18 protein-coding genes and 1 pseudogene are annotated in these 23,890 nt (G+C 76.2%); 12 read left to right on the top strand and 7 right to left on the bottom strand.

The window, feature by feature from the left end:
* Nucleotides 1–123: 123 nt before the first annotated feature.
* The 6 genes and pseudogenes from ACF1DX_RS24670 to ACF1DX_RS24645 all read right to left on the bottom strand — a co-directional run bounded on the left by ACF1DX_RS24670 (nucleotide 124) and on the right by ACF1DX_RS24645 (nucleotide 8,669).
* Nucleotides 124–549, bottom strand: coding sequence for an ATP-binding protein (locus ACF1DX_RS24670; RefSeq protein WP_391793297.1), 426 nt, complete (start codon nucleotides 547–549; stop codon nucleotides 124–126).
* Nucleotides 546–1,424 (bottom strand): annotated as a pseudogene (locus tag ACF1DX_RS24665) (SulP family inorganic anion transporter); the annotation flags it as partial. The pseudogene ACF1DX_RS24665 and the gene ACF1DX_RS24670, both read right to left, overlap by 4 nt.
* On the bottom strand, nucleotides 1,425–2,027 hold the full coding sequence (locus ACF1DX_RS24660) for a hypothetical protein (RefSeq protein WP_391793296.1): 603 nt from the start codon (nucleotides 2,025–2,027) through the stop codon (nucleotides 1,425–1,427).
* Between the two features lie 106 nt (nucleotides 2,028–2,133).
* The gene (locus tag ACF1DX_RS24655; RefSeq protein WP_391793295.1) at nucleotides 2,134–3,207 is read right to left on the bottom strand and encodes a zinc-binding dehydrogenase; all 1,074 of its coding nucleotides are present in this window, start codon (nucleotides 3,205–3,207) and stop codon (nucleotides 2,134–2,136) included.
* A 383-nt stretch (nucleotides 3,208–3,590) separates the two neighbouring features.
* Complete coding sequence (locus ACF1DX_RS24650; RefSeq protein ID WP_391793294.1) at nucleotides 3,591–7,928, bottom strand: HAD-IC family P-type ATPase; 4,338 nt, start codon at nucleotides 7,926–7,928, stop codon at nucleotides 3,591–3,593.
* 24 nt (nucleotides 7,929–7,952) lie between these two features.
* Complete coding sequence (locus tag ACF1DX_RS24645) at nucleotides 7,953–8,669, bottom strand: hypothetical protein (RefSeq protein ID WP_391793293.1); 717 nt, start codon at nucleotides 8,667–8,669, stop codon at nucleotides 7,953–7,955.
* A 187-nt stretch (nucleotides 8,670–8,856) separates the two neighbouring features.
* On the opposite strand from ACF1DX_RS24645, the gene ACF1DX_RS24640 reads away from it, so the two are divergent.
* The 5 genes from ACF1DX_RS24640 (at nucleotide 8,857) to ACF1DX_RS24620 (ending at nucleotide 14,066) form a co-directional block, all read left to right on the top strand.
* Nucleotides 8,857–9,546, top strand: coding sequence for a nucleotidyltransferase family protein (locus ACF1DX_RS24640; protein ID WP_391793292.1), 690 nt, complete (start codon nucleotides 8,857–8,859; stop codon nucleotides 9,544–9,546).
* Between the two features lie 22 nt (nucleotides 9,547–9,568).
* Complete coding sequence (locus ACF1DX_RS24635; RefSeq protein ID WP_391793291.1) at nucleotides 9,569–9,853, top strand: BON domain-containing protein; 285 nt, start codon at nucleotides 9,569–9,571, stop codon at nucleotides 9,851–9,853.
* Nucleotides 9,850–10,611 (top strand): metallophosphoesterase, encoded by a 762-nt coding sequence (locus ACF1DX_RS24630; protein WP_352383174.1) that lies wholly within the window; start codon nucleotides 9,850–9,852, stop codon nucleotides 10,609–10,611. The genes ACF1DX_RS24635 and ACF1DX_RS24630 overlap by 4 nt, the downstream gene beginning before the upstream one ends.
* 261 nt (nucleotides 10,612–10,872) lie before the next feature.
* A complete protein-coding gene (locus ACF1DX_RS24625; RefSeq protein ID WP_391793290.1) occupies nucleotides 10,873–12,537 on the top strand; it encodes an alkaline phosphatase D family protein in 1,665 nt (554 codons plus the stop codon).
* Between the two features lie 158 nt (nucleotides 12,538–12,695).
* The gene (locus ACF1DX_RS24620) at nucleotides 12,696–14,066 is read left to right on the top strand and encodes a trypsin-like serine protease (RefSeq protein ID WP_391793289.1); all 1,371 of its coding nucleotides are present in this window, start codon (nucleotides 12,696–12,698) and stop codon (nucleotides 14,064–14,066) included.
* Between the two features lie 103 nt (nucleotides 14,067–14,169).
* Here the strand turns inward: ACF1DX_RS24620 and ACF1DX_RS24615 are convergent, their stop codons facing one another.
* Nucleotides 14,170–15,423, bottom strand: coding sequence for a cytochrome P450 (locus ACF1DX_RS24615; RefSeq protein ID WP_391793288.1), 1,254 nt, complete (start codon nucleotides 15,421–15,423; stop codon nucleotides 14,170–14,172).
* 172 nt (nucleotides 15,424–15,595) lie between these two features.
* On the opposite strand from ACF1DX_RS24615, the gene ACF1DX_RS24610 reads away from it, so the two are divergent.
* From ACF1DX_RS24610 to rfaE2, 7 genes are all read left to right on the top strand, one after another.
* A complete protein-coding gene (locus ACF1DX_RS24610; protein WP_391793287.1) occupies nucleotides 15,596–16,099 on the top strand; it encodes a hypothetical protein in 504 nt (167 codons plus the stop codon).
* A 299-nt stretch (nucleotides 16,100–16,398) separates the two neighbouring features.
* Nucleotides 16,399–17,361: an NAD-dependent epimerase/dehydratase family protein gene (locus ACF1DX_RS24605; RefSeq protein WP_391793286.1), complete on the top strand. Its 963-nt coding sequence runs from the start codon at nucleotides 16,399–16,401 to the stop codon at nucleotides 17,359–17,361.
* An 18-nt stretch (nucleotides 17,362–17,379) separates the two neighbouring features.
* Complete coding sequence (locus ACF1DX_RS24600; RefSeq protein ID WP_391793285.1) at nucleotides 17,380–19,047, top strand: carbamoyltransferase; 1,668 nt, start codon at nucleotides 17,380–17,382, stop codon at nucleotides 19,045–19,047.
* On the top strand, nucleotides 19,044–20,108 hold the full coding sequence (locus ACF1DX_RS24595) for a glycosyltransferase family 2 protein (protein WP_391793284.1): 1,065 nt from the start codon (nucleotides 19,044–19,046) through the stop codon (nucleotides 20,106–20,108). Before ACF1DX_RS24600 ends, ACF1DX_RS24595 begins: the two co-directional genes overlap by 4 nt.
* A 298-nt stretch (nucleotides 20,109–20,406) precedes the next feature.
* Nucleotides 20,407–21,654 (top strand): glycosyltransferase, encoded by a 1,248-nt coding sequence (locus tag ACF1DX_RS24590; RefSeq protein ID WP_391793283.1) that lies wholly within the window; start codon nucleotides 20,407–20,409, stop codon nucleotides 21,652–21,654.
* A gap of 73 nt (nucleotides 21,655–21,727) precedes the next feature.
* A complete protein-coding gene (locus ACF1DX_RS24585; RefSeq protein WP_030869541.1) occupies nucleotides 21,728–22,354 on the top strand; it encodes an SIS domain-containing protein in 627 nt (208 codons plus the stop codon).
* The gene (gene rfaE2 / locus ACF1DX_RS24580; RefSeq protein ID WP_391793282.1) at nucleotides 22,351–23,775 is read left to right on the top strand and encodes a D-glycero-beta-D-manno-heptose 1-phosphate adenylyltransferase; all 1,425 of its coding nucleotides are present in this window, start codon (nucleotides 22,351–22,353) and stop codon (nucleotides 23,773–23,775) included. Before ACF1DX_RS24585 ends, rfaE2 begins: the two co-directional genes overlap by 4 nt.
* Nucleotides 23,776–23,890: the final 115 nt, after the last annotated feature.

Below are 23,890 nucleotides of genomic sequence, written 5' to 3'. Positions count from 1 at the left end.
GCGCGGCCCGGGCGGCCGGTCCTCGGTCCATCGCCTCATCTGTTCGTCGGCGTCCGCCCTGACGCTTTCCGACATTAGCAACTCGGTACATCCCCGCCGCCCGGGGGCCGCGGGGGGGCGGACTCACAGGGGAAGCGTGATCCAGACGCTCTTTCCCCGGCCGTCGGCGTCGCCCCGGACCACGGCGGTGCCGCCCAGGCCGTGGGTCAGTTCGACGACCGTGGCCAGGCCGCCCGTCCCGGCGCCACCCGGCCCGGACAGGCGCGGCCGGTGGGGGTGGCGGTCGTGCACGGCGAACACCAGGCAGTCGGCGCTCGCCGCGTAGATCACCGTCGTCTGCGGGGAGACCTCGGCCGCGTGCCGGACGCTGTTGGCCACCAGTTCGCTCAGGATCAGCAGTGCCGGGCCCACCACCGGGTGGTGCTCGCCGACGCCCCACTCCGCCAGGGCCCGCTCGGCCGTTTCGCGGGCGAGGCGCACGGCGCCGGGCCCGGTGGGCAGGGTGAGCACATGGCGGCGCGGCAGGGTGTGCGGCGCGGAGGTCCTCACGGCGTCTCCCGGGCGGGCGCGGGCACCGTGACCGGGGAGTCCGCCGCCCGCAGGACACCGTCGCGTTCCAGGTGGCCGCGGGCGGCGCGGATCGCCTCGGGGGTCGTGGCGTACTCCCGGCCCTCGTGCCGCAGCAGTTCCAGGACGCTCACGGAGTCGAGGGCCCGGCGGTGCGCCGGGCGGACGCCGGACACCATCACGACGATGCCGCGCCGTCTCAGCTTCGTCACCGCGTCCTTGAGGACCAGGGCCCCGGTGGCGTCGACCACGCTCACATGGGACATGCGCAGGACGACCACGCGTACGTCGGCGAGTTCGGTCAGCTCCAGCAGGAAGCGGTGGGCGGCGGCGAAGAACAGGGGGCCGTCGAGGCGGTAGGCGACGATGTGCTCGGCCGGCAGCTCGTGCTCCTCGTCCGTGTGGTCGCCCCGGTCGAGCGGCAGCGGGGCGAGCCGGGCCTGCCGGGCGACGGCGCGCAGGGCGAGGACGCCGGCGACGACCAGGCCGATGATCACCGCCTGGACGAGGTCGAGCACGAGCGTGGCGACGGCGGTCAGCACGAGGATCAGCGCGTCGGAACGGGTGGCGCGGGCCATCGCGCGCAGCGAGCCGGCCTCGACCATGCGGACCGCGGTGGCCAGCAGCACGCCGGCGAGGGCGGCGAGCGGGATCCGCGACACCAGCGGGGCGGCCGCGAAGACGATCACGGCGAGGACGGCGGCGTGCGTGAGCGAGGCCAGCCGGGAGGTCGCGCCGGTGCGGACGTTGACGGCGGTGCGGGCGATGGCGCCGGTCGCGGGGACGCCGCCGAACAGCGGGGCGGCGATGTTGGCGAGGCCCTGGCCGAACAGTTCGCGGTCGGGGTGGCTCCGCCCTCAGCCCGTCATGCGCTTGCGCCATGACGGTTCGACCTGGCGCCATTCGGTCTCCCACTCGGCCAGGCTCCGCAGTCGCAGCCGGGCGCGGACGAGCCATCCGCCGAGCAGGACCGCTCCCCCGGCGGCGACGGCGACCGTGATCCCGGCCATGACGGTCTGGAACCGTGCTTCCGCGCCGTCGGGCGGTGCGGGGACCAGCCGGCCCGCGGGGTCCGTCCACACGGTGACCCCGGTGCCCGCCGGGCTTCCCGGGTCGACCTCGGCCCGGCCCGTGCGGCCGGTGCCGTCGGGGGCGGTCCACCGCACCTTGGTCCATACGCCGCCGTCCCTGTCCCCGTCCTGCGTCACCGACGCGGACAGCCCGGCGGCGTCCTCGGCCAGTACGGCGGGGACGGGGGTGGTCCGCTCCCGGCGCTCGGCGAGCGACCCGTCCACGGCCCCGGCCGCCGTCAGGCCGGAGAGCGCCCCGAGCAGCAGGGCGAGGACGACCGCGGCGAGCCCCAGCCAGGCCTCGGCCAGATCGCTGCGGCGGCGCAGCGGGTTCCTCCGCCACCGCCACAGCCGCACCCTTCGCGGCCCCGCACCCTGCGTCCTCGCCATCGGAGGTCACCTCCTCGCGTGGGTGACGAACGGCGCCTCACTCCAGGGTGGACCCGGCCGCCCCGCTTCCGCACGGGCCGGACGGCCCGGTTCTCCGGTGCGCCCGTCAGACCGTCGGGTGCACGGGCACCACCTCGTGCCGCGGAACGCCGAGGACGACCTTGAGCGCCCCGGTCTCGGCGGCGTTGCCGAAGACGTCGTAGGCCTCCTGCATGTGGTCGAGCGGGAACGTGTGGGTGACCAGCCGGCGGGTGGGCAGCCGGCCGGCGGCCGCCATCCGCAGCAGGGTGGGGGTGGAGCGGGTGTCGACGAGTCCGGTGGTGATGGTGATGTTCTTGATCCACAGGTCCTCGAGGTGGAGTGTGGCGGGCGCGCCGTGCACGCCGACGTTGGCCAGGTGTCCGCCGGGCCGCACCATACGGGCGCACAGTTCGAAGGTCTCGGGGACGCCCACCGCCTCGATGACCACGTCCGCGCCGAGCTCGCCGGTGAGGTCCGCGACGAGTTGCTCGGGGCCCTCGCCCGCGTCGGCGACGGCGTCGGCGCCGAACTCCTTCGCGGCCTGGAGCCGGGAGGGGGCCACGTCCACGGCGACGACGCGCTCGGGACCGAACAGCCGGGCGGTGGCGATCGCGGCGAGTCCGACGGGTCCGGCGCCGACCACGACGACGGTGTCGCCGGGGCGGACCCGTCCATTGAGCACGCCCACCTCGTAGGCGGTGGGGAAGATGTCGGCCAGCAGCACGGCGTCCTCGTTGTCGACGGCACCGGGCAGCGGGTACACCGAGAGATCCGCGTACGGGACCCGTACGTACTCGGCCTGGGTGCCGTCGATCAGGTGCCCGAGGACCCAGCCCCCGCCGCCCCGGCACTGGCCGTACACGCTCTCGCGGCAGTAGGCGCAGCGCCCGCAGACGGAGACGCAGGAGACCAGGACGCGGTCCCCGGGGCGTACGGTGCGGACGTCGCCGCCGGTCTCGACGATCTCGCCGACCGCCTCGTGGCCGAGGACGGTGCCCGGGCGGACCTCGGGCACGTCGCCCTTGAGGATGTGCAGGTCCGTGCCGCAGACGGTGACGGCGTCGACGCGCACGATGGCGTCGCCGGGTTCCTTGACGGCCGGGTCGGGGACCTCCTCCCAGGCGGACTGCCCGGGGCCGTGGAAGACGTAGCCCTTCATGCCGATCCTCACCCCTTCTCGCTCTGCGGCGGGCTTCGGCGCCGGGCGCGCTTGCCCGCGCGTCGGCGGGGTGCCGGGTGGGTGCGCCGGGGCGCCCCGCACTTCCAGTCTGGGCGCGGGGCGCCGGATCCGCTCGGGCGGGCGGTTCTCCGTCACGCGGGCGGTGTCCCCCTGTGATTCCGCCTCGCGCGCTGTCGGGAGTGTCCGGGTCTGCCTCGCCCCCGCCGCCCCTTCCCGTCCCCGGGGGCTCCGCCCCCAGACCCCCGTTCGCGCAGTTCCCCACGCCCCCATGGACCGGCCCCCCTTCGCGCCCACGCGGCGGAGCCGCATGCCGGCACAGCCCCGCTCCCCTGTGTGTCCAGCCCCCTTCGCACTCCTGGCGGTCAGGCCACCGGGCGGGCGATGCCGTCGGTCAGCAGGTGGCGGGTCCGCCTCGCGGAGTCGCCCAGGCGCAGGGCGAGACGGGAGGCGAGGTCGTACAGGTGCCGTACCGCTTCCAGGCGTTCCAGGCGGGGGGCGAGGGCCGACAGGGTGATGGCCAGGGCGACGCCCGCCCAGGCGACGGGGCCGAGCGGGACGCAGCCGAAGAAGTGGCTGACGCCCGGGGTCTGGACGAGGGCGGCGAGCACGGCGGCGGAGCCCAGGGCCGTCACCCACACCAGAGGGCTGTGGCGACGCCCGGAGAGGGTCTGTACCAGTTGGGCGCCGACCACCCCGCACAGGGCCATCGTGGTGGAGCGGCGTTCGGTGCCGGGGGTGAGGCGGCCGATCAGATAGGCGGTGACCGCGCCGAGGCAGGTGGTGACGCCCCGGCGCCGGATGGAGCGCAGCAGGGGCGCGCCGAGGACGTCGAGGCCCATCGGGCCGGTCGCGGCGTGCGCAGCCGTCGACGGGTCGTCGCTCGGGGTCACCGCCACCGCCATGGCGGGGAACATGTCGGTGAGCAGGTTGACCAGGAGGAGCTGACGGGTCGACAGCGGGGAGGAGCCGGCGAGCAGGGTGCCCAGCACGCTGAAGCCGACCTCGCCCGCGTTGCCGCCGATGAGGATGCTGACCGCGTCGGCGACGCTGCGCCACAGCGCGCGGCCCTCGCCGACGGCGTCCACCAGGACGGACAGGTCGCCGGTGGTGAGCACCAGGTCGGCGGCGTTGCGGGCCGCGGCGGAGCCTCGGGCCTCGATGCCGACGCCCACGTCGGCGGCGCGGATGGCGGCGGCGTCGTTGGCGCCGTCGCCCGCCATCGCCACCACCCGGCCGGCCTGCTGCAGGGCCTCCACGACGTGCAGTTTCTGCTCGGGGGCGACGCGGGCGACGACTCCGGCGCCGTGCAGCGCGCGCACCCGCTCCGAGCGGCCCATGGCGACCAGGTCGTCCCCGGTGACCACCTCCGTCTCCTCGGGCCAGCCCAGTTGCAGGGCGATGGCGCGGGCGGTCTCCGGATGGTCGCCGGTGAGCATGACGGGCAGGATGCCGGCCCGGCGCAGTGCGGCGAGCAGTTCCCGCGAGGTGTCGCGCGGTACGTCGGCGAAGGCGATCAGTCCGGCGAACTCCAGGTCCGCGAGGTCGGCGCCGAGTTCGGCGTCCGCGTCGGTCCCCCGGCACGGGCGCCGGGCGACGGCGAGGACGCGCAGTCCCTGGCCTGCCAGGGTGTGGGCGGTGCCGGCCGTCTCCCCGGGGAGGTCCCGGCAGGCGGGGAGGACCGTCTCGGGGGCGCCCTTGACGACGAGGAGCGCGGTGTCGCCGTCCCGGCCGACGGCCGCCGCGTAGCCGCGGCTGGCCTCGAAGGCCAGTTCGCCGTCGGCGGTCCAGCCGGTGTCGGGCGGGGCCACGTCGAGGACGGCCTCGTCGGTGGCGTGGGCGACCCGGCGCCCCTCGCCGGTCTCCTCCTGCGGGCAGGCCCGCGCGGCGAGCCGTACGACCGGTACGGCGTCCTCGGCGTCCGGGGCGAGGACGGTGCCGCCGGCGGTGGCGACCCGGACCAGGCGGAGCCGGTTCTCGGTGAGGGTGCCGGTCTTGTCGAAGCAGACGGTGTCGACCCGGCCGAGCGCCTCCAGGGTGCGCGGGGTGCGGACCAGCACGCCCCGCCGGGAGAGCCGGCGGGCGGCGGCCATCTGGGCGACGGTCGCGACCAGCGGCAGCCCTTCGGGGACGGCGGCGACGGCCACGGCGACGCCGCCGCTGACGGCACGCCGCAGGGGGCTGCCGCGCAGCAGGGACAGGCCGGTGACCAGCGCGCCGCCGGTGAGGGTCACCGGGAGGGCCTTGCGGGTCAGTTCCTGCAGGCGGGCCTGGACTCCGGCGGGCGGCGGGACGCGGGCCGCCAGGGCGACGGCGCGGCCCGCCTCGGTGCGGTCGCCGGTGTCCACGACGAGCGCGTCGGCGCGGCCGGCCACGACGGTGGTGCCCTCGAAGACCATGCAGGTCCGCCGGGCGACCGGCGCGCCCGGGGTCGGGTCCAGGGACTTGGCCACGGGCAGCGACTCGCCGGTGAGGGACGACTCGTCGACCTCCAGTCCGTCCACCTCCAGCAGCCGCGCGTCCGCCGGTACGACGTCGCCGGCGCCGAGGCTGATCCGGTCCCCCGGCCGCAGCCGGGCGGCGTCGACGGTGACCGTGCGCCGGGAGGTGTCCTGCCGGCGGGCCTTGGGCCGCTGGTGGGCGGCGAGCCGGGCGAGCGCCCGTTCGGCGCGCAACCGCTGGAGGCCGCCCGCGACCGCGTTGATGTCCATGGCGCCGACGACGAGCAGCGCGTCGACCAGCGAGCCGAGCAGCGCGGAGGCGACCGCCCCGGTGGCCAGGACGGGGGTGAGCGGGTCGTCGAGCTCGCGGCGGACGGCGCCGGCCGCCTGCCAGGTCCAGCGGGCGGGGGCGGCCGCGGGCGTGCGGGTGAGCCGTGCGGCCCGCTGCCGGGAGCGTTCGGCGAGCAGGGCGAGTCCGGTGGGTCCGGTGGGTTCGGCGTCGGCGTGGGTGCCGCGCAGCAGCTCGTACGCCTCGTGCGGTTCCAGGGCGTGCCAGGGCACGTGCAGCCGGGGCTCGGGCGGCGTGGCGCGGGCCACGCGCAGGCCTTCCGTCCAGCCGGTGAGCAGGGCGCCCGCCGCCGCGATGTTCACCGGGGCGTGCCGGGTGAGCCGCTGCCACAGCCGGCCGCCGGGTGTGCCGCCGCGGGCCACCATCAGCCCGGACAGGGCGGCGCCGGCCCGGGCCAGGGTCTGCGAGCGGCGGCCGACCCGGCGGGCCGCCGGGACGGCCGTCAGCAGGCGCCAGACGTCGGCCAGTCCGTTGGGGGCGAGCGCGTCGGCGCCCCAGGCGAGTGCCGAGCGCGCGTCCGTGAGGGCGATCGCCACATCGCCCGCGGGCAGTCCGTCCGCCACGTCGTCGTCGCCGTGCGCGGCCACGCGGGCGACGCTCACCACGATGTGCCCGTCGTTCTGCAGCGCCCGTACGACGTCACCGAACCGCAGGCCGGCGGGGGCGGCCTCGTCGGCGAGGCGGGTGATGTCCTTCAGGTCGGAGCCGCCGGTGACCACGACGTGCAGTCCGGCCCGGCGGGCCGCGTCGAGGACGGCCTCGGCGTAGGGGTCGACGGGGTCCTCGAACAGCGCGGGCTCTCCGCCGGCGGGCCGCGTCCGGCCGCGCAGGGCGTCGGCGTGCAGGACCAGGGAGTCGGCGATCTCCAGTTGCCGCAGCCGCTCGGCGCTGCGGACCAGGACGCCGGACCGGGCGAGGTGGGTGCCGAGGACCGCGCCGAAGGCGGCGGGGCCGTAGCGCGCCGCCTTGGGGGAACCGGCGAGGACGGCTTCGGCCGCCTCCCGGGTGTCGTGGGTGACGAGGAGGGTGGCGGCGGCGCCCGCGACGCTGCCGGTGCCGGCGTGGGCCGCGTACGCCTGGGCGGGCGTCACCCGCAGGGGTGGGCGGATGCCGGCGGGGCCGGGGATGCTGGTGCGCCGTTCGAGGCAGACGTCGTCGTGCAGGGCCTCGAAGGCGGCGATCCGGGCGGCCGCCTCGGTCAGCTGGCCGGTGCGCACCAGTCCGTCGAGCACCAGGGACGCCGGGGACTGTCCGGCGCCGTGCGCGGCGGCGTTGGCGGCGGCGAGGAGGAGTTCCATGCCGCCGCGGCCGAACCGCTGCCGCAGCAGGGCGCGGAAGCGGGGGTTCTCGCGCAGCAGGGTGACGGCGGCGGTGACCGCCTTGGGGCTGCGGGGCAGGCCCAGCGACCGGCCGGCCAGGGCGCCGGCCGTTCCGGCGGCGTCCAGCAGCAGCGCGGTGGCGGCGACCCGCACCTCGCGGGGGTCGCCGGGGTGGGCCGGGCCGTCCTCGTCCTCCTCCTCGGGGCCGGCGTCCTCGGTCAGTCCGAGGCGGGCGGCGAGCGCGACGGCACGCTCGGTCACGCGGTCGCCGGCCGCGTCCGTCACGGCGGTCACCACGAGCCGGGACAGTCCTTCGTCCCAGTATGCCGTCAGCACGTCGGGGTGGTCGAGCAGTTCGGCGGCGACCTTGCGGGCGAGCGGGGCGGCGGCGCCGTCCGGGTGCCGCAGGGCCAGGTGGACGCGGTGTCCGGCCCGCCAGTGCCGGCCGCCGCCGAGGGCGTTGTGGGCGACGTGGCCGAGGCGGCGCGTCGTGCCGTGGAGGGACGTCATGCCCTGGGCGGTGCCGCGGGCGGCGCCTGCGGCGACTCCCGCCACGGCCCCGGCGAGGGGGGCGACGTCGAAGCGTGTGAGCATCTGCGGGATCCCGTTGGTCGTGGCTCAGCCGGTGTGGCGGGCGTCGCGCGACCGCCCGGGGGCGTTGTCCCGGTCCGGGCCGGGGCCGGGGTGCGCGCCGTGGTGCCCGGCGGCACCGCCCGCCTCGACGGACTGTTCGCGTCCGGGAGACTCCGCCCGGTCCCCCCGGTCGCGGGAGGGGTCGGGGTGCGTGCCGTGGTGGCGGGTGGCGTCGGCGACCTGTTTGAGGGCCGAGGCGGTGGTGGTGTCGCCCACCTTGGCGGGCTGCTCGCGCACGGGGTGCTCCGTGCGGCCGGTGCGGTCGCGGGAGGGGGTGAGCCGGTCGCCGGGGCCCGCGGGCGGGCGGTCGGCCGGTGTTCCGTGCCGTCCGTCCGCGGCGGCCGGCGCCTCCGCGTCCGGCGCGCCGTCGAGCCGTCGTGCGGGGCCTTCCCCGTCGCCGCCGTCGGGCCGCCGGGCGGGGCGCGGCTGGGTGAGCCAGGCGACGGCCGCGCCGGTCAGCGCCACCGGCCATTCGACGACACCGGCCACGCCGAGCACCCCGGCTCCGGCGTAGACGGCCATCCGGCGTCCGCGCGGGGAGACCGCGCCGATCGCGTCCAGGGCGCCACCGGTCACCCTCCCCACCTGCTCCGCGCCCGGCAGATGCCGCAGGCCCGAGGCGACGGCCCGCAGGGGCTGCGGAAGATCGGACGGACGGGACGTGTCCTGCTCCATGTCGGCCTCCACGGGCGAGTCCCTCACGGGCACTCCTCACCTTCCCTGCCTTCTCCCTCATATTCGGCTGTTACCGGACAAAGCGCCTTTTCTGTACGCCCTCGACGGCGAGGGCGCCGCCTTTCCCCGCGCCCGTGTCGGAACGGGCACGCCGGGTACTAGGTGCAGGCACACAGCGGACGTGCGGACCGTCCGGCCGGCGAAGGGAGTGGTCATGACGGAGAACGGCGAGGACGCCACGCTCGCCCGGCCCCCGGGGACCCGGGAGCTCCGTCTGGCCACGGACGCCCCGGGACCGGTGCCGGCGCACACCGTGCGCAGCGGCGCACGGGATCAGGAGGACGACCCCGAGCTGCCCCGCGACCGCAATCAGGCGATCCTGGAGGCGGCCAAGCAGGTCGGCGCGGTGCTCAAGCGGGGCGGGCACCTGTTCGCCCTGGCCGGCAGCGTCGCCGTGCACGCCCACGGCGGCAGCGGGAACCTCCAGCACGACGTCGACTTCTGTGTCCGGCCCGAGGACGCCGAGTCGGTGGCCGCCACGCTCCGCGAGGCCGGGCTGACGGTGTACACCCCGCCCGAGGACTGGCTGATCAAGGCCACCTGCTTCGGCCAGGACGTGGACCTCATCTTCGAGCTGGCGCACCGGCCCGTCTCCACCGAGATGCTCCGGCGGGCGTCGGAACTGCCGGTGGAGTCGGTGCGCATGCCGGTCCTGGCGCCCACCGATCTGCTGACCGGCCTGCTGGCCGCCTTCTCGGAGCACCACTGCGACTTCGGGGCCGTCCTGCCCATCGCCCGCGCCCTGCGCGAGAAGGTCGACTGGGAGCGGGTGCGGCGCGACTGCGGGGACGAGCCCATGCCGGCCGCCTTCTTCTTCCTCCTGGAACGCCTGAACGTCATCTGAACGTCCGCGGAAGGGAACGCTCATGAACACCCACGACGCCGGATCCGCAGGCGGCACACCGGCGGCGAGCCCGGAGTACCGCGTCGCCCACCTCCAGGACCGTCTCGCCGCCGGCGAGCTCGGCGAACTCGGCGTGCGGGTCGAGGTCCGCGGCAAGGACGTACTGGTCACCGGGACCGTTCCCTCCGCCCGGTGCCGCGAGGACGTCCTGAGCGCCGTACGGGAGGAGCTCGCCGGGCTCGAGGTGCACTGCGACGTCGTGATCAGCGAGACCTCGTCACCCGACCACGCGGAGGAACTGTCATGATCCGGATCGCCGCCGTCGGCGACATCCACATGGGGCCCGACACCCGGGGCACGCTCCGTCCCGCGTTCGACACCCTGCCCGAGTGCGCCGACCTCCTGCTGCTGGCCGGGGACCTCACCCGGCACGGCACCGTCGAGGAGGCCCGCGTGGTGGCCGACGAGATCCGGGGCCTGGGCGTCCCCGTGGTCGCCGTGCTCGGCAACCACGACCACCACGACGACCGGCAGGACGAGGTCACGGCCGTCCTGCGGGACGCCGGCGCCCACGTCCTGGAGGGGGAGTCGGCGGTCGTGCGGGCCGGTGACGCGCGCGTCGGGGTGGCCGGCACCAAGGGGTTCGGCGGCGGGTTCGTCGGGGCGAGCGCCGGGGAGTTCGGCGAGCCGGTGATGAAGGAGTTCGTGCGCCTCTCCCGCCGGTGCGCCGACGGCCTGCGGGCCTCGCTGGAGAAGCTGGACCGGGAGGGCTGCGACGTCCGGATCGCCCTCACCCACTACTCCCCCGTGCCGGAGACCCTGGCCGGGGAGCCGCTGGAGATCTATCCGTTCCTGGGCAGCTATCTGCTGGCCGAGGCGATCGACACGGCCGGCGCCGACCTCGCCGTGCACGGGCACGCGCACGCCGGCAGCGAGCACGGCATGACGACGGGGGGCGTGAAGGTGCGCAACGTCGCCCAGCCGGTCATCGGCCGTGCCTTCCACGTCTACCACCTGCCGGTCCGCGACCGTGTGGGCGCCGGCACGGGGGCGGCCACCGCCTGAGCCCGCCCGCCGACCCAGCGCCGCCGGCCGCACCGGCGGCGCTTTTCTCTGCTCGGGTCCGGCCCGTACAGGTCCTCTCGTGTGAACACCCCGCACGGTGTGCACCTTTTGCGCATTTTATCTGCTTACCATGCTGGCTCCGTGTCCCGTGATCCGCGTCGCCCCGCACGCGCCCGGGGCCCGGTCGCGCTCGCCTGCCCGCGTCACCGCCGGCCTGCGCCTCGCGTCCGTCCCCGCCCGCCCCGTACGAGAGGACACCCCATGGCGCTGTCGGGCCGTACCGGACCGTCGTCCGCGCTCACCCTCGCCCCGCACGACGCCGAACTGCGCGCCGCCGCACGGCATCCGGCCCGCCGCCGCTTCCTCACCCTCACCGCCGCGGCCGCCGCCCTCGCCTTCACCACCAACCTCCCCGCGCGCGGCGCCTTCGCCGCGCCCCGGCTCGACGCGGCCCGCATCACCGAGGACCCGTTCACGCTCGGCGTCGCCTCCGGGGACCCGCTGCCCGACTCGGTGCTCATCTGGACCCGGCTGGCACCGGCCCCCTTCGAACCGGACGGAGGGCTCGGGCAGCAGCGGGTGGAGGTCTCCTGGGAAGTGGCGCTCGACGAGTCCTTCGCCCTGGTCGTGTGGCGGGGCACCGCCCTCGCGTATCCCGAGTACGCCCACAGCGTGCGCGTCGACGTGAAGGGCCTGGAAGCGGACAGCCACTACTACTACCGGTTCCGCACGGGCACCTGGATCAGCCCCACCGGCCGCACCCGTACCGCTCCCCCGGCCGGCGCCGACACCGCGGGCCTGAGACTGGCCGCGGTCGCCTGCCAGGCGTACCACGACGGCTACTACACGGTGCACCGGCACCTCGCGCGGGAGGACGTCGACGTGGTGTTCCACCTCGGCGACTACCTGTACGAGTACGCCGTGAACTCCGCGGGCGGCGCCCGCGGTTACACCGACGTCGTGCTGCCGGCCGTGTTCAACCGCGAGACGACGACCCTGGCGGACTACCGGATGCGCTACGCGCTCTACAAGAGCGACCCCGACCTGCGGGCCGTGCACGCCGCCCACCCGTTCGTCGTCACCTGGGACGACCACGAGACAGAGAACAACTACGCGGGCGCGATCGACGAGAACGGCAGCGACCCGGCGCTGTTCCTGACCCGCCGCGCCGCCGCCTACCGCGCCTACTGGGAGAACCAGCCGCTGCGCGCCGACCAGTTCCCCGAGGGACCCGACGCCCGGCTGTTCCGCCGGCTGCACTGGGGCACCCTCGCCCAGTTCGACATCCTCGACACCCGCCAGTACCGCTCCGACCAGGCCTACGGCGACACCCCCCACGTGCCCGGACCCGAGTCGGACGACCCGGCGCGCACCCTCACCGGGGACGCCCAGGAGCGCTGGCTGCTCGACGGGTGGGGCACGTCGACGGCGCTGTGGAACGTGATGCCCCAACAGGTGTGCTTCTCGCAGCGCAGACTGGACCTGAACGCCGAGGCGAAGGTCTCCATGGACGCCTGGGACGGCTACCGCGCCGGTCGCGGCCGACTGGTCGCGGGCGCGAAGGCGGCCGGTGTCGCCAACTGGCTGGTCCTCACCGGTGACGTCCACGTCGCGTACGCCTTCGACATCAAGGACGACTTCGACGACCCCGGCTCCGCCACTCTGGGCACGGAGCTGACCTGCACCTCCGTCGCCAGCGGCCGCGACGGCGCGGAGCACCCGGCCAACTGGGACACCTACCTGCGGGCCAACCCCCACCTGAGGTTCTACGACGGCCGGCGCGGCTATGTGCGCGTCGAGCTGGGCCGGGAGAACGCGCGGGCCGATTTCCGTGTCGTGCCGGTCGTGACGACGCCGGGCGCCCCCGTCTCCACGGCCGCCTCCTTCGTCACCGAGGCGGGCTCGCCGGGTCTGACGCCGGTGTGACCCGTCCGGGTGGCCGCCGGCGCACACCGGTACCGCACTCGGGTCCGTTCGGGTCACCGACGCGGCGAATCCGGCGTGTCCCGACATTTTGCCGGGCTTCACGGGAAAGGTCTGAGGTCGCCTCCACAGCTTCGCCACCCATGAAGGAGACATACCGAATGGTCCTCAGACACGCCCGGGCCGCGCGCCGGTCGGCGTTCACGGCGCTCGGCGCCCTCGTCCTCGCCGGACTCCCTTACGCCGCGGCGGCCGATGCCACGCCCCCGGCGGGGCCGACGCCCGGCGCCGCCCAGACCCTGGGCGCCGACCGGCCGTCGCCCCATCTGCTCGCCGCCCTCCGGCGCGACCTGAGGCTGGACGAGGCCCAGGCCTCCGAGCGGCTGGTCAACGAGGCCGAGGCGGGTTCCCGGGCGGGCCGGCTGCGCAACGCGCTCGGCGACCGGTTCGCCGGTGCCTGGGTGCGCGGCAGGACGGCCGAGGAGCTCACGGTCGCGACCACCGACGCCAAGGACGTGCCGGCCATCGAGGCCCAGGGCGCCACGGCCAAGGTGGTCCGGCGGACGCTGGCCGCCCTGGAGGCGGACAAGGCGAAGCTGGACGCGGCGGCCGAGCGCGTCCAGACCCTCGACACGCCCGTCTGGTACGTCGACGTACCGGAGAACCGGATCATGGTGCAGGCGACGAGTCAGGAGGCCGGCAACGCCTTCGTCAAGGCCGCGGGGCTCGAAGGCGCGGACGTCGGCATCCGGATGACGACGGCACGGCCGCGCCTGCTCCAGGACATCACCGGCGGCGACGCCTTCTACATCGACGACTCCGCGCGCTGCTCCGTCGGCTTCTCCGTCACCCGGGGCGAGCAGCCGGGCTTCGTCACCGCCGGTCACTGCGGCAGGGCCGGCGCGACCACCACCGGGTACGACCGCACCGCGCAGGGCGTCTTCCAGGCCTCCGTCTTCCCCGGCGAGGACATGGCGTGGGTGGCGACCAACGACCAGTGGACGCCCACGCCCGACGTCAAGGCGCAGGACGGCCAGGAGGTGCAGGTCACCGGTTCGGCGCAGGCGCTCGTCGGGGCGTCGGTGTGCCGCTCCGGCTCGACCACCGGATGGCACTGCGGGACCATCGAGCAGCACGACACCAGCGTCAGCTACCCCGAGGGCACGGTCGACGGGCTGACCCGGACGACGGTGTGCGCCGAGCCGGGCGACTCCGGCGGTCCGTACGTCGCGGGCGCTCAGGCGCAGGGGGTCACCTCCGGCGGTTCCGGTGACTGCACCGGCGGCGGTACGACGTTCTACCAGCCGGTCAACCCGATCCTCGGCGACTTCGGGCTCACCCTGACCACCGCCGCCGCGCAGACGACGCCGGGGCAGCAGGAGGGCGGCGCCGAGGCGTGGACCGCGGGCCGGGTCTACGAGGTGGGCGCCACCGTGACCCGTGACGGTGTGACGTACCAGTGCCTCCAGACCCACCAGGCGCAGGGCGCGTGGGCGCCCGCCGGCACCCCGGCGCTGTGGCAGCGGCTGTGACGGCATGACCGTACGGCGTCGGCACCGGCCCTGTGCCGGCGCCGGCGCCGTTTCCGCACGCGGCCGGGACCGTACTTCCTCAACAGGCCGCGGGGTTACGGCATCACGAGGAGACGGCGGGCGGGCGTACGCCGGACAGGAGCACGCCGCTGTGCGGACGGGTCGGGACCCGGTGCAGCGGGATCGCGAGATTCTGCTCCGGCACCGTGTACTCCATCCGGGCGAGCCGCACCGCGAGCGCCTCCAGCACGCCGACGGTGATGCCCTCGCCGGGGCAGCGGTGGCCGGCGGCCGGGTCGCCGCCGCCCTGCGGGATCAGTTCGTCGCGCTCCACGGGCCGTTCGAGGAAACGCCGCGGGCGGAAGGCGTACGGATCGCCCCACAGCGACTCGTCGTGGTTCTGGCCGTACACGTCGAGCACCACCAGTCCCCCGGCCGGGACCCACTCGCCCCGCCAGTACAGGTCCCGGGCGGCCAGACCGCCGAGGAACGGCACGAACGGGTAGAAGCGGCGCACCTCGTGGATGAACGCGGCGGTGAACGGGACGTCCCCGTCCGCGAGGGGTGCCCGGTGCTCGGGCCACTTGTGCAGGGCGTGCGCGGTGAAGGCGACGAACCAGGCGACGGCGGTCGTCGGGCGGACGACGTTGAGCAGTTCCACCGCGGCCGTCTTCTCGTCGAGCGGCCCGCCGTCCGCGTCGCGGTGCCGGCACACCAGGTCGAGGACCGAGTCCTCGGGGGCGGTGACCGTGCCGGACCGCACGTCCCGCACCAGCCGGCCCAGCCGGTCCTCCTGCCGGGCGCGGGCGCGCCGGGCCCGCAGGTGGCGCGGTCCGGCGGTGGCGAAGCCGTCGACCATGGCGATCATGTCGCGGGCCGTCGCCTCCGCGCCGGCGTCGTCCAGCGGTATGCCGGCCCACCGGTGGGCCCCGGTGGTGAGCACCGTGGCCGCCTCGTCGAACAGCACGACGGAGCCGCGCCGGCCCCAGGCGGGTACGGCCTCGTCCCAGGCCCCGGTCACGTGGTCGACGAGGCCGGCGATCCGGCCGGGGGCGAGCAGCGGCAGGAACAGGGACTTGCGGGCACGGTGGGCGACGCCGTCGAGGGTGTGCACCGCCTCGTGGCCGAACAGGGTGGCGAGCACGGGTTCGGGGATGGCACGGTGCCGGTGCACGTTCCGCTCGTCGTAGAAGAACCGCACCGCTTCGGGGCCACGCAGGGCGAGGGCGGGCCGGCCCAGGATCCGGGTGCGGACCACGGGGCCGGGGGTGTCGCGCATCCGGTTGGGCAGCCAGGCGTAGCCCTCGGCCAGCAGTGGAAGGGTGCGGTCGAGCAGGGGGCGGCTGAGTACGTCCACCGCCGTCGGGTGCCCCGGGGGGATGGCGGGACACTCCGGGCGGGGCGGGGCCACCCGTTCGGATGTGGCCGAGGCCACGTGCCGAAGGAGGCCGGGGTCATATCGGGACGGGTGGGGCGGCGGCTAGCGTTCCGCGCGGTCCTTTCACCCCAGCAGCTCGGGCGGCCCGGCAGTGCAAGCAGATCTCTCACCGGTCATCGCGGCGACGGCGCAGTGGCTGACGTGTTCCTTTCCCGCGCCCGGCGGGGCGCTGGCCGCCGCGCTGTGCGAGGCGCAGGCGCGGCAGGCGGTGACCGTCGCGGCACGGCTGCGGTATCCCACGGAGATGGACGCCGCCCTGGTCGGACTGGCGGGGCCCGGGGGGTCGGGGCGGCTCGACTGGGTGACCGGGGCGGATGCGGAGGGCTCGGGCGAGGCGTGGCGTACGTGGGTCGACGAGGTGGTGGCGAGCTGGGCGGTGTGCCTGCTGGCCGATACCGAGCTGGCCGCTCTTGCGGTGAGCGCGCTCACGGAGGGGCCCGTGGCCGCCGAGTTCCGTCGGCTCGTGGCGCCCGATGAGGCGGATCGCCGGGCGGCGGCGTTGCTGCGGCATCCCGATCTGGTGGCTCCGGTGGCGGGGCTTCACCGGTCGGGGCTTCTTGGTCGGCTCGATCCGGATGCCACGCTGGTGACGTGACCCGTGGCTTCCTGCCGGGTCCGGCGTTGGCGGGGTGCCGTGCGTGGGTGCGGGACGGGGGCGGGTTGCGCGGCCCGGCGCTCGCGGGGTGCCTCCCCCACTCTCGGCTGCGCTCGAGCGGGAGGTACCCCCACCGCCCACCCGTGCCGCCCTGGGGGTACCTCCCAGGCCCTTAAGGCACTGGGGGAGGCACGACTGCCCGCGGGAACGAACGGCGGCATGCGGGTCACGTTCTGTCATTCACTCGATCGCACCAGGTCGCCGTGCCGGGGGGTGGGGGCGGGGTCAGGGTGGGCGGTATGAGTACCGTCATATCGCGGAAGTGGGAGCACGCCGTCGTCACCGGTGGGGCGGGGTTCGTCGGGTCCCATCTGTGTGCCGCCCTGCTCGACGCGGGTGCCGCCGTCACCTGCGTGGACGACCTCAGCACCGGCCGTCCGGAGAACATCGCCCCGCTGCTCGAACGGCCCGGGTTCACGCTCGTACGGGCCAACGTGGCGCAGGAGCTGCCGGTCGACCGGCCGACCGACCTGGTGCTGCACTTCGCCTCCCCCGCCTCCCCGGCGGACTATCTGCGGCTGCCGCTGCACACCCTGGAGACGGGCAGTCTCGGCACCCGCAACGCCCTGAGGCTCGCCCAGGACGCCGAGGCCCGCTTCGTCCTCGCCTCCACCTCGGAGGTCTACGGCGACCCCCAGCAGAACCCGCAGGACGAACGGTACTGGGGCCACGTCAACCCGGTCGGCCCGCGCAGTGTCTACGACGAGGCCAAGCGCTTCGGCGAGGCCCTGACCACCGCCCACGCGGAGACCCGCGGCACGGACACCTGCATCGTGCGGCTGTTCAACACCTACGGCCCGCGGATGCGCGGCCACGACGGCCGCGCCGTACCGACCTTCGTGCGGCAGGCCCTGGCCGGCGAACCCCTCACCGTGACCGGTGACGGACTGCAGACCCGCTCGCTGTGCTACGTCGACGACACGGTGGCCGGCGTCCTCGCGGCGGCCGCCCACGGCATGCGCGGCCCCGTCAACATCGGCAACCCCGGCGAGATCACCATGCTGGGCCTGGCCCGTCTCGTCATCGCGCTCGCGGGTTCCCGTTCGGAGGTCCGCTACATCGAACGCCCGGTGGACGACCCGGCCGTGCGCTGCCCGGACATCACACTGGCCCGCGACAAGCTCGGCTGGGAGCCCCAGGTGGCCGCCGAGGAGGGGCTGCGCCGCACGATCGACTGGTTCCGCGCCGAAGCACGCCGCTGAGCGAAAGGCCCGTCCGCCATGCGCATCCTCGGAATCAACGCCCTCTTCCACGACCCCGCGGCCGCCCTGGTGATCGACGGGCGGACCGTCGCCGCCGCGGAGGAGGAGAGATTCTCCCGGCGCAAGCACGGCAAGCGCCCGCTGCCGTTCTCCGCCTGGGAGCTGCCGGAGCAGGCCGCCGCCTGGTGTCTGAAGCGGGCCGGGCTGCGCCCGGAGGACCTCGACGCGGTCGCCTACTCCTTCGACCCGGCGCTGGCCCGCCCCGCCGGCGCGATGGGCCTGCACGACCCGTGGGACCACCTGCGGCTCACCTACGCACGGGAGGCCCCCGGCTTCCTGCGGACCGCGCTGCCCGGACTCGACCCCGGTCTCGTCCGCTTCGTACCGCACCACATGGCGCACGCCGCCTCCGGCGCCTTCGCCGCGCCGGACGCCGGGGACTGCTCCGTGCTGGTGCTGGACGGCCGCGGCGAGCGCGCCTCGCACCTCGCCGCCCGCCGGGTGGGCGACCGGCTCGAACCCCTGCGCGCCCAGGACCTCCCCCACTCGCTCGGCCTGGTCTACGAGGAACTCACCGAGCACCTGGGCTTCCTGCGCTCCTGTGACGAGTTCAAGGTGATGGCCCTCGCCTCCCACGGCACCCCGCGCATGCTGCCCGAACTGCGCCGGTACGTGTATCCGACCGGCGACGGCGGCTTCCACGCCGCCGGCGTGCCCTGGCACGACCTGTGCGCGCCGCGCGGCCCGGACGAGCCGTGGACCCGGGACCACGCCGATGTCGCCGCGAGCGCGCAGGCCGTGCTGGAGGAGACCCTGCTGGACCTGGTGCGCTGGCTGCACGGCCGTACCCACGGCTCGGTCCTCACCCTCGCCGGGGGCGTCGCCCTGAACTGCGTGGCCAACTCCCGTATCGCCCGCGAGGGTCCGTTCTCCCGGGTGTGGGTGCAGCCCGCGGCCGGGGACGCGGGGACCGCGCTCGGCGGAGCCCTGCTGCTGTCCGCCGGCGCCGGTGACGAGCCCGAGCCGATGACCGGCGCCGACCTCGGCCGGGACTGGACCGACGCGGAGCTGGGAGCATGGCTGAAGACGGCCTCCGTCCCCTTCGAGCGGCCGGCGGACATCGCCGCCACCGTGGCCCGGACCCTGGCGGACAACGGCATCGTCGCCTGGTTCCAAGGGCGCAGCGAGTACGGGCCCCGTGCGCTCGGTCACCGCTCGCTGCTGGCCCACCCCGGACACGCGGGCAACCTGGAGCGGCTCAACGACGTCAAGGGGCGCGAGCAGTTCCGGCCGGTCGCGCCGATGGTGCTCGCCGAACGGGCCGCCGGGATCTTCGACGGGCCGCTGCCCAGCCCGTACATGCTGTTCGTGCACGAGGTGGCCCCCGCCTGGCGGGACCGCGTCCCGGCCGTGGTCCATGTGGACGGCACCGCCCGCGTCCAGACGGTCGACGCGGCGCGCGAACCCCTGGTGGCCCGGATGCTGGGCGAGTTCGAGCGGCTGACCGGGCTGCCCGTGGTCGTCAACACCAGCCTCAACACGGCGGGCCGGCCGATGGTGGACGACCCGCGCGACGCCCTGGAGTGCTTCGGCTCCGCCCCCGTCGATCTCCTGGCCATCGGCCCGTACGCGATCCGGCGCGGTGATCTGTTCCGCTCCGGCGACGGCGGCGAGGGTTCCCGGTGACCGGGCCGGCCGCCCCGGACGGGGAGTACGCGGTGGTGGTGCCGACGCTCGGCCGGCCCGAACTCGGCCGGTGTCTGCGGGCGCTGGCCGAGACGGACGGGCCCGGCCCGGCGCGGGTCGTGGTGGTCGACGACCGCCCGGACGCGGCCGGTGCGCCGCTGACCGCCGCCGTCCCGCCGTCGCTGCGCTCGCGCACCCTCGTCGTCCCCGGCGGGGCGCGGGGTCCGGCCGCCGCCCGCAACACCGGGTGGCGGGCCGCCGGGGACGCGCCGTGGGTCGTCTTCCTCGACGACGACGTGGTGCCCGGCCCCACCTGGGCCGACGACCTGGCGCTCGACCTCGCCGGGGCGAGCGTCGCGACCGCCGGGATCGCCGCCCGGATCGAGGTGCCCCTGCCGCCGGACCGGCCGCCCACCGACTGGGAGCGGAACACCGCCGGGCTGGCCCGGGCCCGCTGGATCACCGCCGACATGGCGTACCGGCGCCGGGCACTGGAGGCCGTCGGCGGCTTCGACGAACGGTTCCGCAGGGCCTTCCGGGAGGACGCGGACCTGGCGCTGCGGATGCTCGACGCCGGCTGGATCCTGTCCGAGGGCCGCCGCACCACCACCCACCCGGTCCGGCCGGCCGGGCGCTGGATCTCCGTACGGCTCCAGGCGGGCAACGCCGACGACGTGCTGATGACCAGGCTGCACGGGCGTGGCTGGTGGCGGCGGGCACAGGCACCGCGGGGCCGGCTGCCCGCGCATCTGGCGCTGACCGCGGCGGGCCTGACGGCGGCGGGGTGTCTGCTGTCCGGCCGGCCGCGTGCGGCGGTGGCGTGTGCCACGGGCTGGCTGGCGGGGACCGCCGAGTTCGCCCTCGCCCGGATCCTGCCGGGTCCGCGCACCCGCGACGAGATCGTCACGATGGCCCTCACCAGTGTGCTCGTCCCGCCCGCCGCGACCTGGCACTGGCTGCACGGCCACGTCCTGCACCGCACGGCACGGTCCCGACCGCACCGGGCCGGTCCCCCCGCTGCCGCGTGCTCCCCGTCGGCCGGCGAACGGCTCCTGTCGTGACCCGCCCGTCCCGCCGGCCGCCCCCGGTCGCGGCCCCTCCGCCCGTGGCCTCCCGCGACCGTGTCACCGTCCCCGCCGGGGCCGCGTCCCGGCCGACGGGACGCACGGCCTCCACTCCGGCGGGCCTCCGCACCCGAGCCGTACGGCCGCGGGAAGAGAGGCGCCCGGCCCGCCCGCCGTGCGGCCGGCGGGCCCGTCCGCTCCGGCGGACAACCGGTGTCCGGCCGTGGTGGTGGGCCGGGGTGCCCAGGAACATTCCGTCGCGGCCCGTGCCGCGACCGATCACGGAGGTGCGCCCATGACCCCCGCTTCCGGCCCGCTCGCCCCGGGCGTGCTGTCCATCGCCCTGGTCTCGGAGCACGCGAGCCCGCTCGCCGCCCTCGGCGGTGTGGACGCCGGCGGGCAGAACGTCCACGTCGCCGCCCTGGCCGGGGCGCTCGCCGACCGCGGCCACCGCGTCACCGTGCACACCCGCCGCGACGCGCCCGGTCTGCCCGACCGGGTGACCCTGCGCGAGGGCGTCGAGGTGCACCACGTCCCGGCGGGCCCCGCCGAGCCGGTCCCCAAGGACCGGCTGCTGCCGTACATGGACGAGTTCGGGCGCCGGCTCGCCCGGGAGTGGCGGGCGCGCACCCCGGACGTGGTGCACTCGCACTACTGGATGTCGGGGCTGGCCTCGCTGGGGGCGGCCCGGGAGCTGGGGCTGCCGCTGCTGCACACGTATCACGCGCTGGGCACGGTGAAGCGCCGGCACCAAGGGCTCGCCGACACCAGTCCGCCGGAGCGGATCGGCTGCGAGACCGAGGTGGGGCTGGGCTGCGACCGGATCGTCGCCACCTGCCGGGACGAGGTCGCCGAACTGCTCCGGATGGGTGTGCCGGCGTACCGGATCGGGGTCGTGCCGTGCGGTGTCGACACGGACCGGTTCACGCCGGTGGGCCCGGTCGCGCCGCGCGGCCCGTTCCGGTACCGGCTGGTGCAGCTCGGGCGGCTGGTGCCGCGCAAGGGCGCCGCGGTGTCGGTGGCCGCGCTGGCGCGGCTGCCCGGTACGGAGCTGCTGGTGGTCGGCGGGCCTCCGCCGGAACTCCTCGACGACGACCCGGAGGTGCGGCGGCTGCGCGGTGTCGCGCGGGACGCCGGGGTCGCCGACCGGGTCCGGTTCACCGGCGGGGTGGACGCCGGGCGGGTGCCGGCGCTGTTGCGCTCCGCCGACGTGGTGCTGTGCCCCGCCGACTACGAGCCCTTCGGGATCGTCCCGCTGGAGGCCATGGCCTGCGGCCGTCCGGTGGTGGCCACCGCGGTCGGCGGCCAGCTCGACACGGTCGCCGATCCGGGCACCGGCCGGCTGGTGCCGCCCGGCGATCCCGGGGCACTGGCCGGGGCCGTGGCCGGCCTGCTCGCCGATCCGGCGGCCCGGCAGGCGTGCGGGGCGGCCGGCCGTCGCCGGGTGCTCAGCCGCTACGGCTGGGCGCGGATCGCCGCGGCCACCGAGGCGGCGTACTGCGAGGTCCTCGACGCCGAGCCCGCCGCGACCGGAACCGGCTGAGCCGCCGACGTCCGACGTTGGAAGGAGGTGCGGGTGCCGCCGCCGTCCCCCCAGGCGGCGCGCCCGAGACGCCATGACCGAAGACTCCGCCCTCGAAGCCGCCCGGCTGCACTGCCGGTCGCTCCAGGAGGCCCTCGACGGCTTCCGCAGAACCGGTCTGCCCCGGATCGCCGACTGGGGCGGACGCCTCGCCGGCGTGCTCACCGGCGGCGGACGGCTGCTGGCCGCCGGCAACGGCGGCAGCGCCGCCCAGGCCCAGCACCTGACCGCCGAGCTGGTCGGCCGTTACCGCCGGGAGCGGCGCGCCTATTCGGCGCTCGCCCTGCACGCGGAGACCTCCAGCGTCACCGCCATCGGCAACGACTACGGCTTCGACCACGTCTACGCCCGCCAGGTGGCCGCCCACGGACGTCCCGGCGACGTGCTGATGCTGCTGTCCACCTCGGGACGCAGCGCCAATCTGATCGCGGCGGCGGTGACGGGCCGGCGGGCCGGGCTGCGGGTCTGGGCGCTCACCGGGCCCGGCCCGAACCCGCTGGCGGAGGCCGCGGACGACGCGCTGTGCGTGGCGGCGGGCAGCGCCGCGACCGTCCAGGAGACGCATCTGGTCGCCGTGCACCTGCTCTGCGAGTGTTTCGACGCCGCCGTGGCCGCGCCCCTCGCGCGCGGTGCGGCGGCCGTCCCCGGGAGGATGTCATGACCGTTCCGAAGCCGCTGGTGGTGGTGGGGGACGTCCTGCTCGACGAGGACATCGAGGGGGTCGCGACCCGGCTGGCCCCGGACGCGCCCGCCCCGGTCGTCGACGTCACCGGTGACCGCCGGCATCCGGGCGGGGCCGGACTGGCCGCCGCGCTCGCGGCCCGCGGCGGCCGGGACGTGGTGCTGGTGACCGCGCTCGGCGACGACCCGGCCAGCGAGGCCGTGCGCCGGGAGCTCGGCGGCCGGGTCCGGCTCCTCGAGCTGCCGCTGCACGGCACGCTGCCGGTGAAGACGCGGGTGCTGGCGGGCGGGCGGCCCGTGGTGCGCATCGACCGGGGCGGCGGGACGCCGGGCGAGCCGGACGAGGCGGTGCGCGAGGCGCTCGCGGGCGCGCACGCCGTCCTCGTCGCGGACTACGGACGGCACACCGCGGGGGCCGTGCGTCCGCAACTGGAGGACGCGTCCCGGCACACGCCGCTGGTGTGGGACCCGCATCCCAAGGGCGACCCGCCGGTGCCGGGGGCGCGCCTGGTCACGCCCAACGCGGCGGAGGCGGTCGCGCTGTGCGCCGGTTCGCCGGGGGTGCCGGGGGCTCCGGGGTCGTCGTTGGGTGCCTTCGCCGCGCGCGGGACGGAACTGGCGGAGCGCTGGCGGGCGGCGGGCGTCGCGGTGACGCTCGGCGAGCGCGGGGTGCTGCTGACCCGGCCGCGCGGGGGTACGCCGATGCTGATCCCGGCGCCGTTCCGGGCGGACGGGGATCCGTGCGGCGCGGGTGACTGCTTCGCCGCGACGACGGTCGCCGCGCTGGCCGACGGGCTGCTGCCGGAGGAGGCGCTGCAGCGGGCGGTCGCCGAGGCGGCGGCGTTCGTCGCGGCGGGCGGGGCGGGGAATCCGGACCTGTGGCACGCGCCGGCCGTGCCCGGTCCCGCGCACGGGTCCGCCGCAGCGGACGCGTTCGAGCTGGCGGAGGAGGTGCGGGCGCGCGGGGGGACGGTGGTCGCCACGGGGGGCTGCTTCGATCTGCTGCACGCGGGACACGTCGGGCTGCTGGACAGTGCGCGGCGGGTCGGGGACTGTCTGATCGTGTGCCTGAACTCCGACGCGTCGGTCGCCCGGCGGAAGGGGGCGGGGCGGCCGCTGACGCCGGTGGCGGACCGGGCGAGGGTGCTGGCGGCGCTGGGGAGTGTGGACGCGGTGGTGGTGTTCGAGGAGGACACGCCCGAGGTGGTGCTGGGGCGGCTGCGGCCCGACGTGTGGGTGAAGGGCGGGGACTACTCCGTGCAGGAGCTGCCGGAGGCGGAGGTGGTGCGGGCCTGGGGCGGGCAGGCGGTGGTGCTGCCGTATCTGGACGGGCGGTCCACGACGTTGCTGGCCCGGCGGGCGGCGCGGGCGGCGGTCGCCCTTCGGGCGTCGGACGGGTGAGCCGGGGGGCGGACGGGGAGGGGTGGGGCGGGGAGGTTCTTCGCCCCCGCCGCCCCTTCCCTTCCCGTCCCTGGGGCCGCGCCCCAGACCCCCTTTCGGCCCTTCGGGCCTTGTC

This window comes from Streptomyces sp. NPDC014676 (genome assembly GCF_043084105.1).
Taxonomy (GTDB): domain Bacteria; phylum Actinomycetota; class Actinomycetes; order Streptomycetales; family Streptomycetaceae; genus Streptomyces.
The sequence above is the reverse complement of the archived record's forward strand: the minus strand, read 5'-3'. Positions and strand labels throughout refer to the sequence as shown.

Coding starts and splice junctions, on each gene's coding strand:
- ACF1DX_RS24605 (WP_391793286.1), top strand. CDS start 16,399: ATGAGTACCGTCATATCGCGGAAGTGGGAGCACGCCGTCGTCACCGGT.
- ACF1DX_RS24600 (WP_391793285.1), top strand. CDS start 17,380: ATGCGCATCCTCGGAATCAACGCCCTCTTCCACGACCCCGCGGCCGCC.
- ACF1DX_RS24635 (WP_391793291.1), top strand. CDS start 9,569: ATGAACACCCACGACGCCGGATCCGCAGGCGGCACACCGGCGGCGAGC.
- ACF1DX_RS24620 (WP_391793289.1), top strand. CDS start 12,696: ATGGTCCTCAGACACGCCCGGGCCGCGCGCCGGTCGGCGTTCACGGCG.
- ACF1DX_RS24585 (WP_030869541.1), top strand. CDS start 21,728: ATGACCGAAGACTCCGCCCTCGAAGCCGCCCGGCTGCACTGCCGGTCG.
- ACF1DX_RS24650 (WP_391793294.1), bottom strand. CDS start 7,928: ATGCTCACACGCTTCGACGTCGCCCCCCTCGCCGGGGCCGTGGCGGGA.
- rfaE2 (WP_391793282.1), top strand. CDS start 22,351: ATGACCGTTCCGAAGCCGCTGGTGGTGGTGGGGGACGTCCTGCTCGAC.
- ACF1DX_RS24630 (WP_352383174.1), top strand. CDS start 9,850: ATGATCCGGATCGCCGCCGTCGGCGACATCCACATGGGGCCCGACACC.
- ACF1DX_RS24655 (WP_391793295.1), bottom strand. CDS start 3,207: ATGAAGGGCTACGTCTTCCACGGCCCCGGGCAGTCCGCCTGGGAGGAG.
- ACF1DX_RS24625 (WP_391793290.1), top strand. CDS start 10,873: ATGGCGCTGTCGGGCCGTACCGGACCGTCGTCCGCGCTCACCCTCGCC.
- ACF1DX_RS24660 (WP_391793296.1), bottom strand. CDS start 2,027: ATGGCGAGGACGCAGGGTGCGGGGCCGCGAAGGGTGCGGCTGTGGCGG.
- ACF1DX_RS24640 (WP_391793292.1), top strand. CDS start 8,857: ATGACGGAGAACGGCGAGGACGCCACGCTCGCCCGGCCCCCGGGGACC.
- ACF1DX_RS24590 (WP_391793283.1), top strand. CDS start 20,407: ATGACCCCCGCTTCCGGCCCGCTCGCCCCGGGCGTGCTGTCCATCGCC.